Here is a 12,869-nt window from a genome sequence, read left to right on the forward strand (position 1 = left end):
GTCGGTATTGCTGCCCCTGGCCGAGTACGAGGCCCTGATGGAGCGGTTGGAGGACCTGGAGGACCTGGAAGAGGCCCGGAAAGTCCTGGCTCGCATCGCCCGCGGCGAGGAGGAAATTATCCCCTGGGAATCCGTTAAAGGCCGAACTTGGTCTATAGCATCGCCTTTGCCGCCGCGGCCAAACGCCAGTTCGACAAGTTACCGAGGCCCGCGCAACGGTAGCCTGGCGAGGTCATTGCCCAGCTTGCCGGAAACCCGCGCCCTTCTGGCGTGGCGAAGCCCACCGGTGAGGATGGGCTCTATCGTGCGCGCGCCGGTGATTACCAGGCCATATACCGCATTGAAGATTACCGGCTGTTGCTCCTGGTCATCAAGGTCGGACACCGCCGGGACATCTACCGCTGAGGCGGACCGCGTTAACGCGAGTGGCGAGACGGGGTAGCACAGCGTAACCCGACATTGCGACAGCCTGCGATCGGCGCCGCGCAAAGTCCGGGGCCGGCCAAACACCGGGTAGGGGACAAATTTGGAATTGCTGGTCGTGCTCGCCCTGAATTGCCACCTGGATCGTCAGGGACTAAAATCCGCGCTCCCTAGCCGGGCGGGCTTGGGGCCGAAAGGGCGCGACCGCGCCGACGGGCTTCCCCGCCCTCCCCTTGTCAATCCACGCAGGCAGTCTCCGCCCCATGGCCATCGAACGTACCTTTTCCATCATCAAGCCCGACGCCGTCGCCAAGAACCATATCGGCGATATCTACCAACGCTTTGAGCAGGGCGGGTTGCGCATCCTCGCGGCGCGCATGCTGCACCTGAGTCGCGAACAGGCCTCGGCCTTCTATGCCGTCCACCAGGCGCGCCCCTTCTTCGGGGAACTGGTCGATTTCATGACCTCCGGGCCCATCATGGTCCAGGTCCTCGAAGGCGAGAACGCCATCGCCCGCAACCGGGAGTTGATGGGCGCCACCGACCCGGCCAAGGCCGCCCCCGGCACCATCCGCGCCGATTTTGCCCAAGAGGTGACGGAAAACGCGGTTCATGGCTCCGATGGCCCGGATACCGCCGCCGTCGAGATCGCCTTCTTCTTCCCCGAGGGCGTCTGCGAGCGCACCCGCTGAAGGCCCTGTCTGGCCGCGCGGGTGGGGTCTCTCTCGCCCCTCCAGCGCGCCACCCTGGATCAGGCTTGACGTTAACAATCTTGCCAGCTCGGGTGAGCCTGCCCCGCCAGCGCCTCTCTCCCGCTCATACCGCCCCGAGGCTCCCCCGTGACGCATCCCACCCTGGTTCTGGCCTCGACCTCCCCTTTCCGCCGCGAACTCCTGCGGCGACTAGGCCTGCCCTTCCTCACCGCCGCCCCGGAGGTGGATGAGGCGCGCCAGCCCGGCGAGTCCCCGGAGGCCCTGGTGACGCGCTTGGCGGAGGCCAAGGCCCGGGCCGTGGCGGCAGCCTTCCCGGCGGCCCTGATCATCGGCTCGGATCAGGTGGCCTGCGTCGATGATGCGATTCTGGGCAAGCCCGGCAATCGCGAGCGGGCCCTGACCCAGCTCACCCAGGCCGCGGGCAAGGCCGTGGTCTTTCAGACCGGGCTCTGCCTCCTGAACAGCGCCACCGGCCGGGCCCAGGTGACGCGTGAGCCTTTTCGCGTCCACTTCCGCGCCCTGACCCAGAACCAGATCACCGGCTACCTGGACCGGGAACGGCCCTACCAGTGCGCGGGCAGCTTCAAATCCGAGGGGTTGGGCATCGCCCTGTTCAAGCGGCTGGAGGGCGACGACCCCAGCGCCCTCGTCGGGCTGCCCCTCATCCGGCTGGTGGCCATGCTGGAGGCCGAGGGTGTCGATATCCTCGGTCATCCGGACTGAATTGAAGCTAGCCGTTACCGGTTTAGCCGCGATCCCTCGCGATTACCGGGCCATGGGATAGGCGCCGCCCGCCAGTTCAACGAAGGCATTGACCATGGCCGTCCCCATGCGATTGGCCAGACGTTCGAACAGGTCCTTCTTGGCGGTGAACTCCACCAGCTTCTCGGCGCCGATCACGTCGCGGGCGACCGATTCCGTGCTACCGAGGTGGTCGGCCAGGCCCAATTCGAGGCTGTCCTCGCCGTTCCAGAAAAGACCGCTAAAGATCTCCTCGCCGCCCTTGAGCTTGTCGCCTCGCCCCGCCTTCACCACGCTGATGAACTGCTGGTGGAGTTGGTCCAACTGGCCCTGCAAAAATACCTTTTGGGTCTCGGGCATCGGGGAAAAGGGGTCGAGGATGCCCTTGTTGGCGCCGGCGGTCAGCAGACGGCGCTCGATACCCAGTTCCTCGATGGCCTGCTGGAAGCCAAAGGCATCGATACGCACCCCAATGGAACCGATTAGGCTGGCCTTGTCCACATGAATAGCCTCCGCCGCCACGGCCACGTAGTAGCCACCCGATGCACAGAGATCCGAGACCACGGCATGCACTGGGATCGCCGGGTGCTTCTCCCGCAGCCGGCGCACCTCGTCATTGATCTGGCCCGCCTGCACCGGGCTGCCGCCTGGGCTATTAATGCGCAGGATGATGCCCTTGGTGTTTTCGTCCTCGTAAGCCTTGTCGAGGGCGTCGATGACATCCTCGGCGCCGGCCTGGGTACCCACGGCGATGACCCCCTTGATATCGATGACGGCGGTGTGCTTCTCGCCCGGAGTCAGGCGATCGACCAGCTTGTCTTGCCACAGGACCCCCAGGAGCACGAAGAGATAGGCAAAGGTCAGCAGCTTGAAGAGGATGCCCCAGCGCCGGGTCCGTTTCTGCTCCCGCAGGCTGTCAGTAACGACCCGTTCCAGCAGGGACTGTTCCCAGCCCTCCTCCCCCGGCCCCGGCCCCTGGGGAGGACCCTTTTTCCAAAATTTCAGGTTCATGGCGTCTTCACTCGCTCGTTTTAGGGAGGCCGCTGGCAGGGCGGCGTCAGTTAGCGGAGGCCGAGGGTTTGATCGCCCGGCCGTAGGCCGCCGGCAATGGCGACTTCAAGGTGTGGGCCAGCAGGATGCGCGTCTCCAGCTCCCGCATACCGGAGCGGCCAAAGGCAAAGGGCGGCAATTCCTCGACACTCGCGAAATAGGTCCGCAGGGCGGGCAGGTCTTCCTCGATATCGTCCCCTCGCCCCATGATGAGGGCATCGCGACCAACGAAAAGCGTGGGGTCATGGCGGAAGGCAAAGTGGCGCTGGTCCTGGCCGAACACGACGACCGGCAGCGCATCCCCCAGGGCATGATCGATCTTTCCGGCGGTGATCCAATGGGACACCACCACGAACAGATCTGGGCGGTCAAGCAGACCACGCGCCTGGAGTTCGTCGCGCAGGGGCGTCCACTCCAGAGCCTCCAGGGTCGGATCCTTGGCCAGGAGGCCCGGGAACCAGACGCGGCCCAGGCCCGTGGCGGCATGGCCGACGATGATAAAGATCAGACCGACCAGGACGGCGGCGGAGGCGATCGCCCACCGCCGGGGCCAGTCGGTCACGGCGGCCCGCGCCAGGTAAGCCCCCAACACCGGGTAGAGCAGCAGCCAGCCGGGCATTTGCCAATGGGGCAGGCCCCGGCTACCCCAGAGCGGCACGATCGTAAATATGGCAATAGCGGGCAGGGCCAGGCAGAGGCAATACCAGGAGCGCTCCGCCCCGCGCCCGGCGCGCAGGGCGCCCCAGGCGGCGATGACCAGCGGCACGAAGATCCAGGGCAGGATCCACGCCATCTGGCCCGCGATATTGGCGAAAACCTGGCCGACCCGGAGTCCTTGGGGCAGGCCGCGTCCCGCCTGAAAGGCAAGGGACACCCATTGATGTTGCATATTCCAGATGAGGGCGGGCGACACGAGGATGAGAGCGATCAGGGCCCCCACCCAAGGGGCCGGGTGCCGCAACAGGGGCCGCCGCGCGGGCACGCTGACCAGATAGATGATGAGGCCCAGGGCGAACAGGGCGCCATGGTATTTCGACAATCCCCCCAGCCCGAGCCACAGTCCCGCGAAGAGCCAGGTCGTCCAGGCTGAGGGCGGGTCCCCGGCGGGAAAGAGCCCCCGCGCCAGCACCAGGGCAGCGGCCAGCAGAAAGAATTGCAGGGGACCATCCGGCACCAGACCGCCACCGGACAGGGTAAAAAAGGCCGATAAATTGAGCGCCAGCACCGCCCAGACCCCTGCTTGGGCGCCAAACAGGTGGCGGGTCAAGGCGAAGAGCAGCCAGGAGGAACCGGCGAACAGGAGGATGAAGGGCAGCCGCGCCGCACGGCCCTCGCCCAGCACCGGCATGAAGAGGTGGATGAGCCAATAATGCAGGGGCGGATGATCGAAATAGGAGAGCGAGAGATCCCGCGCGTTCGCCAGGGTGTAGGTCTCGTCAACGCCCAGGCCGAGGGTCGCGGCCAGGATCAGACGCAGCACCAGGAAGGCGCCAATGAGTGCCAGCACCGCCCTTGCGGGTCGTTCAAAAGACAAACCGGGGTGAAGGGTCATGAGTGGTTAGCGGTGAGAGAGCGGGGCCGATCCCGGCCCGGGCCGTGGCGGGGACAAGCGCCCATCCAGCCAGTAGGCCAGGAGAGCGACAATAAACCAGGAGACCAGGATATCACTCAAAAAGTGGCCACCCGCCGCCAGGCGTGCCCAGGCGACGAGGAGGCTATAGCCCAGGGCCAGCCAAAGCCAAAGCCGGCGCCGAGGCGCCAGCACCAAGGCGACCACGACCCAGTAGCTGGAGCCGGAGGCATGACCCGAACTGAAGGAGCGCCCCCCCTGGTCGGAGGGGACAAAGGCGGGGGTAAAGAACCCGGTGCCACCAAATTCCTGGCAGTTCAGAGGCCGAACGCGGCCCCAATGCTCCTTCAGGATACCGTTGACCAGGAGCCCCGGCCCCAAGACCAGGACCAGCAGCAGAAAGGCCAGGTCCCGACCCCCGATCCCGAAACCCCGGAGCCAGCCGCGGCGCCGCGCCAGCCACAGGCCCACCAGGGCCGGGGTGCCGAGGACCAGGAACCAGTAGGTGGATTGATGCACCAGCCGCTCGAACCAGGTCCCCCGGGCCGTGAAGCCAACCCCCGGGGTATAAAAGAGGCTGGAGGCGGCGAGATCCAGTTGGGGCAGGAGGGTGAAGATCAGCCCCACGCCCGCGAAGGCCAGCCACAGCCACACAGGCGCGTTCAGGAAGCGGCGACCCGGACCCGGGCGGGACTCAGGTTGATGGATCAGGGACATAATGCAGCAGCCACCAGCGATGGATAGGTTCGGCGCAAGGGTCTGGCTGGCCGGCGGTGGCCTCCAGCAAACCCTCCCGCAGGCAATCATACAGGAGCCTTTGCCGGTCGAGCCGGAAACCCGGGATCACCGGCCGTGGGGGATTACGGCTCAGCAGCCACCAGCCCCCCGCCCGGGCGATGCGATCCTGATCATCTGGCGGGGCGATTTGGCCGCGCACATATTCCGAGGCCCGGAACAGGCCGGGCCATTGGGTGATGTCTAGACCCGGGGCGTAAAACCGGGTCATGGCCACGAGCTGGTAGCGGTCGGCGAAAACGGGGCCGGGCAGGCCCTCCACCTCCCTGGCCAGGGCCTGGAAGCCATGGGTCTCGTGCAGGATGCGCTGCTGGTTGTCGGGCAGGGGCAGGATGCCGGTCCGGGCATGGAGCAGATAGAGGCTGACGAGGAGCACATTGGCCCCCGCCGCCACCAGCAGGGCGCGGCGATGCCCCACCGAGGCCAGGACCGCCAGGGGGATCCCCGTCAGTAGGTAGAGCACCGCCCAATTGGGCTGGACGGCGCTGAAGGCCGCCACCAGCCCAAAGAAGGCCAGGGGGAAGACCGTTCCGGTGACCAGGAGGGCGCGAGCACCGCGATCCGAAACCCAGGGGCCGGCCTGGGCACGGACGCTCCACCCCCGCCAGAGCGCCGCGAGCAGGGGAAAAAGCATCAGGCCCCAGAGGGCGGCCTGAATGCCCATGAAGCTCAGGACGGCCAGCAGGCGCTCACCCAGGTCGGCCTGTTCCAGCACGGATGCCCGCTCGGGCAGGGCCAGGGCAGTCCCGACCGCGTCGGCCGAGAGGACGCCGGCGGAGGTGGAAAAGCCGTGGCCAAACTGAAAGCGGAGGGTGAGCCAGTCGTGCTGGGCATTCCAGATGAGGTTAGGCGCGAAGAAGAGGATGGCCGCCAGGGCCCCCAGGTAGGGCCAGGGCGTGCGCAGGGCCTTGGGGTCCGCCCAGAGAATGGCCCAGAGAAAGACGGGGCCGATGAGGGCCATGCCATACTTGCCGAGCAGTCCCAATCCGGTGGCCAGGCCCGCCGTCACCCAGCGGCGCCGGTCACCGCTCAGGGCCGCCAGCCCCTCGTGCAGCGCAAGGGCCCAGGCCAGGGCCAGGGGGGTGTCGGGGGTGGCCAGGACGCCGGAGACCAGGCCCGCGAAGGTCGCGCTCGTCATCACCAGGGCCAGAAAGGCTTGCCGGGCATCCAGGCCGCAGCCGCGGTAGAAGCGGAGGAGCACCAGCAGGGTCAGGGTCGCGGCCAGGAGATTACCGAGCCGCCCCGCCAGGGCCGAGGACGGAACCAGCCGAGCGCCCAGGCCCAGCAGGGCTACCCCCGGCGGGTGGTCGAAATAGCCCCAGTCGAGGCGAAGGGCCCAGTCGAAATAGTAGGCCTCGTCCTGGGTCACCGGTAGCATCCAGGCGGCCCACAATCGCCACAGGAGGATAAAGGCGAAGGCCCAGACCACCCAGTGGCGGGTGGGATCGGCATCCGGGAGCGATCGACCTGAGGGCATGGCGTTCCGAGGCAGGGTCAGGGCAAGGGGGACGGCTGTCCGCCAAGGGCCTCATAGCTTACAATAACTGGGCCCGCGGGGAGCCGCTGGTGCTCGCCACAGGAACAAGCCACCATGTCCGACCCCTCCCTGGTCCTGGGCTCTTGCCCGCCGCCCGAAGTCGCCGTCATCATCCCGACCTTCAACGAGGCCGATAACGTGGCGGAAATCGCCCGGCGGCTCCAGGCCTGCCTCCAGGGCATCGCCTGGGAGATCATTTTCGTCGATGACGATTCCCCCGACGGCACGGCGGAGCGGGTAGAGACACTGGCGCGACAGGATCCCCGGATCCGATTGCTGAAGCGCATTGGCCGCCGCGGCCTCTCCTCTGCCTGCATCGAGGGCATGTTGGCGAGCACAGCGCCCTATCTGGCGGTCATCGACGCCGATCTGCAACACGACGAGACCCGTCTGCCCCTGATGCTGGAGCGCATCAAGGCCGAAAAACTCGACCTCGTCGTCGGCAGTCGCTACGTCGCCGGCGGCAGCCTCGGCGACTGGAACGAGCGCCGCCAGTCCATGAGTCGCTTCGCCAGCCGCTTGGCTCAACGTCTGACCCATGCCGACCTTGCCGACCCCATGAGTGGCTTCTTCCTGGTGCGGGCTGAGATCCTGGCTAACTGCGTGCATTACCTCAGCGGCGTCGGCTACAAGATCCTCCTCGACATCCTGGCATCCTCGCCCCAGCCATTGCAATTCGCGGAGGTCCCCTATGACTTCCGGCAGCGCCAGGCCGGGGAGAGCAAACTCGACAACGCCGTGCTCTGGGAATACGCGCTGATGCTGCTGCAAAAATTTATCGGCCCCCGGATACCGGTGCGCTTCATCGCCTTCTCCCTCATCGGCGGCTCCGGCGTGCTCGTACACCTGGCGGTACTCTGGCTCCTGAATCGCTTCCTGGGGGCATCCTTCCTCCTGGGCCAGACGGTGGCCGCCCTGGTAGCCATGACCACCAACTTCTTCCTCAACAATAGCCTGACCTACCGCGACGTCCGGCTGCGCGGCCGGCAACTGATCTGGGGCTGGTTCTCCTTCGTCCTGGCCTGCGCCGTGGGCGCCATCGCCAATGTCGGCATCGCCACCTACCTCTTCGAGGGCGATTCCGGCTGGATCCTCTCCGCCCTCGCCGGCATCCTGGTGGGCGCTGTCTGGAACTACGCCGTGACCGCCGTCTATACCTGGCGGGGCAAGGCGGGCTGATTCAGATGTGGCGATTGGCTGCCCACCGCGGCGGTTTGGTGTATGTTGCAACCCCATGAACGCTTACTTTACCGATTTCGATCTGCCCGAGGCCCTGATGAGGGGCCTCGATAAGCTGGGATTCAGCGCGCCGACCCCGGTCCAGCGACTGGTGATCCCGCTTGCTACCGCCGGTACCGACCTGCTGGTGACCGCCGCCACCGGGTCGGGCAAGACCATCGCCTTTCTGCTGCCCATGATGCAGCGGTTTCTGGCCCAGCCGGCGCCGCGCCAGGGCATCCGCGCCCTGGTCCTGGCGCCGACCCGGGAGCTGGCCTATCAGATCCAGGAGCATTTCCTCCAGGTCGCCAGCTTCACGCGGCTCACCGCCGGGGTCATCGTTGGCGGCGTCTCCGCCAGCCAACAGGTGGCCGGCCTGCGCCGCAATCCGGACATTCTCATCGCCACGCCCGGGCGGCTCCTAGATCACCTGGAGCGTGGCGCGACGGACCTGGGGGATCTGGAGGTCCTGGTGCTGGACGAGGCCGACCGCATGCTGGACATGGGCTTCGCCCCCGATGTCATGCGGATCATCGAGGTGTGTAACCCGGACCGCCAGTCCCTGCTCTTCTCGGCGACCCTGACCCGGACCGGCATCCAGTCCTTTATCGACGCAGCCCTGCGCGACCCCCAGCGGGTCCAGGCCGACCATCACCGCGCCGCCCACCCCGACATCCATCACCAGCGCCTGCTGGCGGACGACCTGGAGCACAAACGGGCCCTCCTCGATGCCCTGCTGACCGCCAGCACGGTGGAGAAGGTGCTGGTCTTCACCAATACGCGCGAGCAGGCGGCGGCCCTGGGCAATTTCCTGGTCGGCAAGGCTCATCGCGCCGCCAGCCTGCATGGCGAGCTGGATCAGGGCGAGCGCAACCGGGTCTTGAATCTCTTGCGGGAGGGCCGCATCCGGGTCCTGGTCGCCACGGACGTGGCGGCCCGCGGCCTGGACGTGCCCGGGATGGACTTGGTGATCAATTTCGAGGTGCCTCGCAGCGGCAGCGATTACCTGCATCGCACCGGTCGCACCGGCCGGGCCGGGGCCCTGGGCCTCGCCATGACCCTGGTGAGTTCGCCAGAGTGGAACCGCATGGAAAGCATCGAACGCTATCTCCAACTGGAACTGGAGCCCTTGAAGCTACCGGGCCTGGAGGCCCGATATACCGGCCCGACCCGTTCGAGGACCCCCCGGAAGAAACCCGAAGCCAAGCGGCCCAAAAAGGCGGTCGACCAGGCCCCCAAGGCCAAGGAGCGCCACCGGGACCGTAAGACCATCGGCAAGCGGCGTCAGCCCTCCTCGGAGACGGGTGTGGATGCCGGCTTTGGGCCCCTGAAACGGCCCAAGGACTGAGGCAAAAGCGACTTTAACCTGCCTCTGGCACCCTCACCCGCCACAGCAAGCCGGCCCCGATCAGGAAGAGGACCAGGATCGGCAGCAGGGACAGGCGAGGATCACCCGTCACCAGGGCCGTCACGCCCACCAAGCCCGGACCCAGGACGGCGGCGAACTTGCCCAGCATGTTGTAAAGGCCGAAGAATTCCGCCGAGCGACCGGGGGGCACAAAACCGGCGAAGAGGGCGCGGCTGAGGGCCTGGATGCCGCCCTGGACCAGGCCGATCACGGCCGCCATCAGATAGAACTCCTCCACCCGCGTCATACCCGATGCCAGGACCACCACCAGGGCATAGACGCCAATGGCCAGCAGGATGCCGGGCTTGGCCCCCCAGCGCCCCCCCAGCCAGCCAAAGGCCAGGGCCGCCGGAAAGCCGACGAACTGGGTGATGAGCAGGGCGATCATAAGACCATCCGCCGCCAGGCCGATGGCCAGGCCAAAATCCACCGCCATATGGACGATGGTGTCCACCCCGTCGATGTAAAACCAATAGGCCAGCAGAAACAGGAAGGTCTCCCGCCGCTGGCGGATCTCGGCCAGGGTGCGGCCCAGTTCCCGGAAGGCCTCCCGCGCCGCCCGCCCCAGGGGCTGGTCGCCCTGGCCAGGGGGCTCTGGCACCCAGAGGGCCACCGGCAGGGCGAAGAGGGACCACCAAAGGGCCACGCCCAGAAAGGCTGCCTGCACCGCCTCTGGCGCCCCGGCCAGGCCAAAGCTAGCCGGAAACAGGGTCATGAGGACATTGAGGGCGAACAGCAGGCCCCCGCCCAAGTAGCCCAGGGCATAGCCCAGGGACGAGACCCGGTTGTAATCGGCCGGGGCGGCCACCGCCACCAGCAGGGCGTCGTAAAAGATGTTGCTGCCGGAAAAACCCACCAGGCCACAGAGATACAGGGCGAGGGCCAGGCCCCAATGACCCTGGCCGACGAAATAGAGGGCGCCGGCGCCCAAGACCCCCAAGGCGGTAAAGATCAGCAGGAAGCCCTTCCTGGCCCCGAGTTGGTCGGCCAGTGCCCCCAGGAGGGGAGCGCAGACCACGGTGAGGGCACTTGCGGCGGTATTCGTCATGCCAAGCCAGAAGGTGCTGTCGGTCACCACCAGGTCCGCGGCCCAGAACTGCTTGAAGAAGATCGGGAAGAAGCCGGCCATGACGACGGTGGCGAAGGCCGAGTTGGCCCAGTCGTAGCAGGCCCAGGACAGGACCGCGCGCCGGTTATGCCGGGCCAGGACCCCGCTCTCACCGACCCCAGCCGTGCCCCCTCCCCTGTCCTTACTCTGTCTTGACGTCATGGCTCAGGTCGCCGGGGCATCGTTGGCCAGGATGCCAGCGACCAGGCACATGCGCACCAATTCCGCCAGGGACTGGGCGCGCATCTTGTCCATCACCCGCGCCCGGTGTGCCTCCACCGTCTTGGTGCTGACGCCCAGGCCAGCGGCGATCTCGCGGTTGGAGCGACCCTCGGTGACCATCACCATCACCTCATGTTCCCGGGGAGTGAGTTCCGCCAGCCGCCGGGCGATCTCGGCCCTTTGCAGCCGATCCACACGGCGCCGCTGGTCGGCATCCAGGGCCCCGCGCAGGCTGGCGATCAGGGCCTCGTCGTTGAAGGGCTTTTCGATGAAGTCCAGGGCCCCGGCGCGCATGGCCCTGACGGCCATGGCCACATCCCCGTGACCGGTGATGATGACCACCGGGATGCGGATCTCCTCCCGCGCCAGATAGGCCTGCAGCTCCAGACCACTCATGCCCGGCATCCGCACATCCAGCAGGAGGCACCCGGCCTGTCCGGGATAATAGGAGCGCAGAAATTCCTCGGCGGAGCCGAAAGACTGGGTGCGCAGGCCAGCGGAGGCGATCAGCCATTCCAGGGAATGGCGCATGGCCTCGTCGTCATCGACCACGAAGACGGTGGGTTCGCTATTCATCGGCTTTCTCGCAATAGGGAGGATGACCTAACCGACGCGAAGTCTAGCCCATATCCCCCGGCGGTTCCTCTGGAACCTCAAGCCAGGGAGCGTCCCGGCAAGGCTTGGCACTAAAATAGGCGGGTTACCTGGACCCCGCCCCTATCCCGGCCACGCGCGCCACCCAAATAGGATCAACCCCAGCATGTCCCTTGTCTTCAGAGAGCACCCGCTCCGCCACGCCGTCGCGGCCGAGCTGCACGCCCGTACCTTTGACCCCCTCCGCGCCCCGGAACGCATCTCCCATCTCGCCGTGGTGTGCGGCGAGCCTGGGACCGGCCGCAACATCGCCCACCTCAAGCGCCTGCTAGCCCTCTATGGACGACCGATCCCGGAGCGGGTCCATCAGCACTACTCGGCGGACCTGGGGACCCTGCGGGTGCGCTGGGAGCGTCACACCGAGTTTGTCACCTACACCTTCAGCCAGCCGGGCGCCTTCGCCCATCCCTTCGCCGAGCCCCTGCTCAATGAACTGCCCGAGGAGTGGCTACGGGACCTCCCCGGCGAGGTCATCGCCGCGGTCACCCTAGCCATCGATGCCTGCGATACCCCCGAGCGCGACGCCCAGGAACTGGCCGCGCTCTTCGAGGGCAACCCCATCATCGGCTCCGGGGTGGTGGGCGGGGCCTCACGCGCCTGGTCCGACATGCGCATCCACGCCGATGGCTTCATGCGCATCCTGGTGCGCGACTGTAGCCTGTCCGAGGGCCAGGCTGGGCGACTCACCAAGCGGATTCTCGATATCAACTGCTATCGGGCCATGGCCCTGCTGGGGTTTCCGCTGGCCCGGGAGGTCACCCCCACCCTGGGCGTAGCCGATCGTCGGCTCGCCTTGCTAGCCTCCCGCATGGCCAGCCGGAGCACCTTGGCGGACCCCAGCTTTGAAAGCGATCTGCTGGCGGATTTGACCAGCCTCGCCGCCGAGATTGAGGCCATCTCCGCACGCACCACCTACCGCTTCGACGCCTCCCGCGCCTATTACGCCATGGTTCAACAGCGGCTGGAGCAACTGCGCCAGCAACGCATCGAGGGCTTGCAGACCTTCACCGAGTTTCTCGATGCCCGCCTGGCCCCGGCGATCGCCACCTGCGAATCCACCCAGCATCGCCAGACCGACCTGGCCGAGCGCGCCGCCCGCCTCACCAGCCTCTTGCGCGCCCGCGTGGAGGTGTCCCTCCAGGAGCAAAACCGTCAACTACTGGAGTCCATGGATCGCCGCGCCCACCTGCAACTGCGCCTCCAGGAGACCGTCGAGGGCCTGTCCGTCATCGCCATCGGCTATTACGGCGTCGGGCTGATCGGCTACGCCCTCAAGGGCCTCGAGGGAGGGGGTCTGCCCATCAACGCCACCCTCGCCATGGGCATCGCCGTCCCCCTCGTCGTCGGCTTCGCCTGGCTTGGCCTGAGACGGGTCAAGAAGCGCCTGACCGGCTCGGCTTGACCCACCCCCGACAACCCGGACCCGGCCG

Annotated in this window: 11 protein-coding genes and 1 pseudogene; 6 read left to right on the top strand and 6 right to left on the bottom strand. The window is 66.9% G+C overall.

Going from position 1 to position 12,869, the window contains the following annotated elements:
- The first annotated feature begins 147 nt into the window (after window positions 1–147).
- From IPN92_19250 to maf, 3 genes and pseudogenes are all read left to right on the top strand, one after another.
- Window positions 148–405, top strand: a pseudogene (locus tag IPN92_19250) (type II toxin-antitoxin system RelE/ParE family toxin).
- Between the two features lie 281 nt (window positions 406–686).
- The gene (ndk, locus tag IPN92_19255; protein MBK8640313.1) at window positions 687–1,115 is read left to right on the top strand and encodes a nucleoside-diphosphate kinase; all 429 of its coding nucleotides are present in this window, start codon (window positions 687–689) and stop codon (window positions 1,113–1,115) included.
- A 147-nt stretch (window positions 1,116–1,262) separates the two neighbouring features.
- Complete coding sequence (gene maf, locus IPN92_19260; GenBank protein ID MBK8640314.1) at window positions 1,263–1,859, top strand: septum formation inhibitor Maf; 597 nt, start codon at window positions 1,263–1,265, stop codon at window positions 1,857–1,859.
- Window positions 1,860–1,901: 42 nt separating this feature from the next.
- Here maf and IPN92_19265 read toward each other — a convergent pair whose 3' ends face one another.
- Genes IPN92_19265 through IPN92_19280 form a run of 4 tightly spaced genes read right to left on the bottom strand, consistent with a single transcriptional unit; the run spans window position 1,902 to window position 6,769 of the window.
- Entirely contained in the window at window positions 1,902–2,888 is a 987-nt protein-coding gene (locus tag IPN92_19265; protein ID MBK8640315.1) for a S49 family peptidase, read from the bottom strand.
- Window positions 2,889–2,934: 46 nt separating this feature from the next.
- The gene (locus tag IPN92_19270) at window positions 2,935–4,479 is read right to left on the bottom strand and encodes a glycosyltransferase family 39 protein (GenBank protein MBK8640316.1); all 1,545 of its coding nucleotides are present in this window, start codon (window positions 4,477–4,479) and stop codon (window positions 2,935–2,937) included.
- Between the two features lie 6 nt (window positions 4,480–4,485).
- Window positions 4,486–5,214, bottom strand: coding sequence for a phosphatase PAP2 family protein (locus IPN92_19275; GenBank protein MBK8640317.1), 729 nt, complete (start codon window positions 5,212–5,214; stop codon window positions 4,486–4,488).
- Window positions 5,192–6,769, bottom strand: a complete 1,578-nt coding sequence (locus IPN92_19280) for a glycosyltransferase family 39 protein (protein ID MBK8640318.1) — start codon at window positions 6,767–6,769, stop codon at window positions 5,192–5,194. Before IPN92_19280 ends, IPN92_19275 begins: the two co-directional genes overlap by 23 nt.
- Before the next feature lie 114 nt (window positions 6,770–6,883).
- Here IPN92_19280 and IPN92_19285 point away from each other — a divergent pair, with 114 nt between their 5' ends.
- Together IPN92_19285 and IPN92_19290 are read left to right on the top strand one after the other, a co-directional pair.
- Window positions 6,884–8,008, top strand: a complete 1,125-nt coding sequence (locus tag IPN92_19285; protein ID MBK8640319.1) for a glycosyltransferase family 2 protein — start codon at window positions 6,884–6,886, stop codon at window positions 8,006–8,008.
- A 55-nt stretch (window positions 8,009–8,063) separates the two neighbouring features.
- Window positions 8,064–9,395: a DEAD/DEAH box helicase gene (locus IPN92_19290; protein ID MBK8640320.1), complete on the top strand. Its 1,332-nt coding sequence runs from the start codon at window positions 8,064–8,066 to the stop codon at window positions 9,393–9,395.
- A gap of 13 nt (window positions 9,396–9,408) precedes the next feature.
- Here IPN92_19290 and IPN92_19295 read toward each other — a convergent pair whose 3' ends face one another.
- Complete coding sequence (locus IPN92_19295) at window positions 9,409–10,725, bottom strand: MFS transporter (protein MBK8640321.1); 1,317 nt, start codon at window positions 10,723–10,725, stop codon at window positions 9,409–9,411.
- Between the two features lie 3 nt (window positions 10,726–10,728).
- Window positions 10,729–11,361 carry a response regulator transcription factor gene (locus tag IPN92_19300; protein ID MBK8640322.1) on the bottom strand — a complete coding sequence of 211 codons (633 nt, stop codon included), beginning with the start codon at window positions 11,359–11,361 and terminating at the stop codon, window positions 10,729–10,731.
- Between the two features lie 184 nt (window positions 11,362–11,545).
- Here IPN92_19300 and IPN92_19305 point away from each other — a divergent pair, with 184 nt between their 5' ends.
- Entirely contained in the window at window positions 11,546–12,841 is a 1,296-nt protein-coding gene (locus tag IPN92_19305; protein MBK8640323.1) for a DUF3422 domain-containing protein, read from the top strand.
- Window positions 12,842–12,869 lie beyond the last annotated feature (28 nt).

It is taken from the genome of Chromatiaceae bacterium (assembly GCA_016714645.1).
Taxonomy (GTDB): Bacteria; Pseudomonadota; Gammaproteobacteria; order Chromatiales; family Chromatiaceae; genus M0108.

Bases quoted from the DNA above. Each gene is read 5' to 3' on its own strand.
- ndk (MBK8640313.1), top strand. From the start codon at position 687: ATGGCCATCGAACGTACCTTTTCCATCATCAAGCCCGACGCCGTCGCC.
- IPN92_19265 (MBK8640315.1), bottom strand. From the start codon at position 2,888: ATGAACCTGAAATTTTGGAAAAAGGGTCCTCCCCAGGGGCCGGGGCCG.
- IPN92_19270 (MBK8640316.1), bottom strand. From the start codon at position 4,479: ATGACCCTTCACCCCGGTTTGTCTTTTGAACGACCCGCAAGGGCGGTG.
- IPN92_19275 (MBK8640317.1), bottom strand. From the start codon at position 5,214: ATGTCCCTGATCCATCAACCTGAGTCCCGCCCGGGTCCGGGTCGCCGC.
- IPN92_19280 (MBK8640318.1), bottom strand. From the start codon at position 6,769: ATGCCCTCAGGTCGATCGCTCCCGGATGCCGATCCCACCCGCCACTGG.
- IPN92_19285 (MBK8640319.1), top strand. From the start codon at position 6,884: ATGTCCGACCCCTCCCTGGTCCTGGGCTCTTGCCCGCCGCCCGAAGTC.
- IPN92_19290 (MBK8640320.1), top strand. From the start codon at position 8,064: ATGAACGCTTACTTTACCGATTTCGATCTGCCCGAGGCCCTGATGAGG.
- IPN92_19295 (MBK8640321.1), bottom strand. From the start codon at position 10,725: ATGACGTCAAGACAGAGTAAGGACAGGGGAGGGGGCACGGCTGGGGTC.
- IPN92_19300 (MBK8640322.1), bottom strand. From the start codon at position 11,361: ATGAATAGCGAACCCACCGTCTTCGTGGTCGATGACGACGAGGCCATG.
- IPN92_19305 (MBK8640323.1), top strand. From the start codon at position 11,546: ATGTCCCTTGTCTTCAGAGAGCACCCGCTCCGCCACGCCGTCGCGGCC.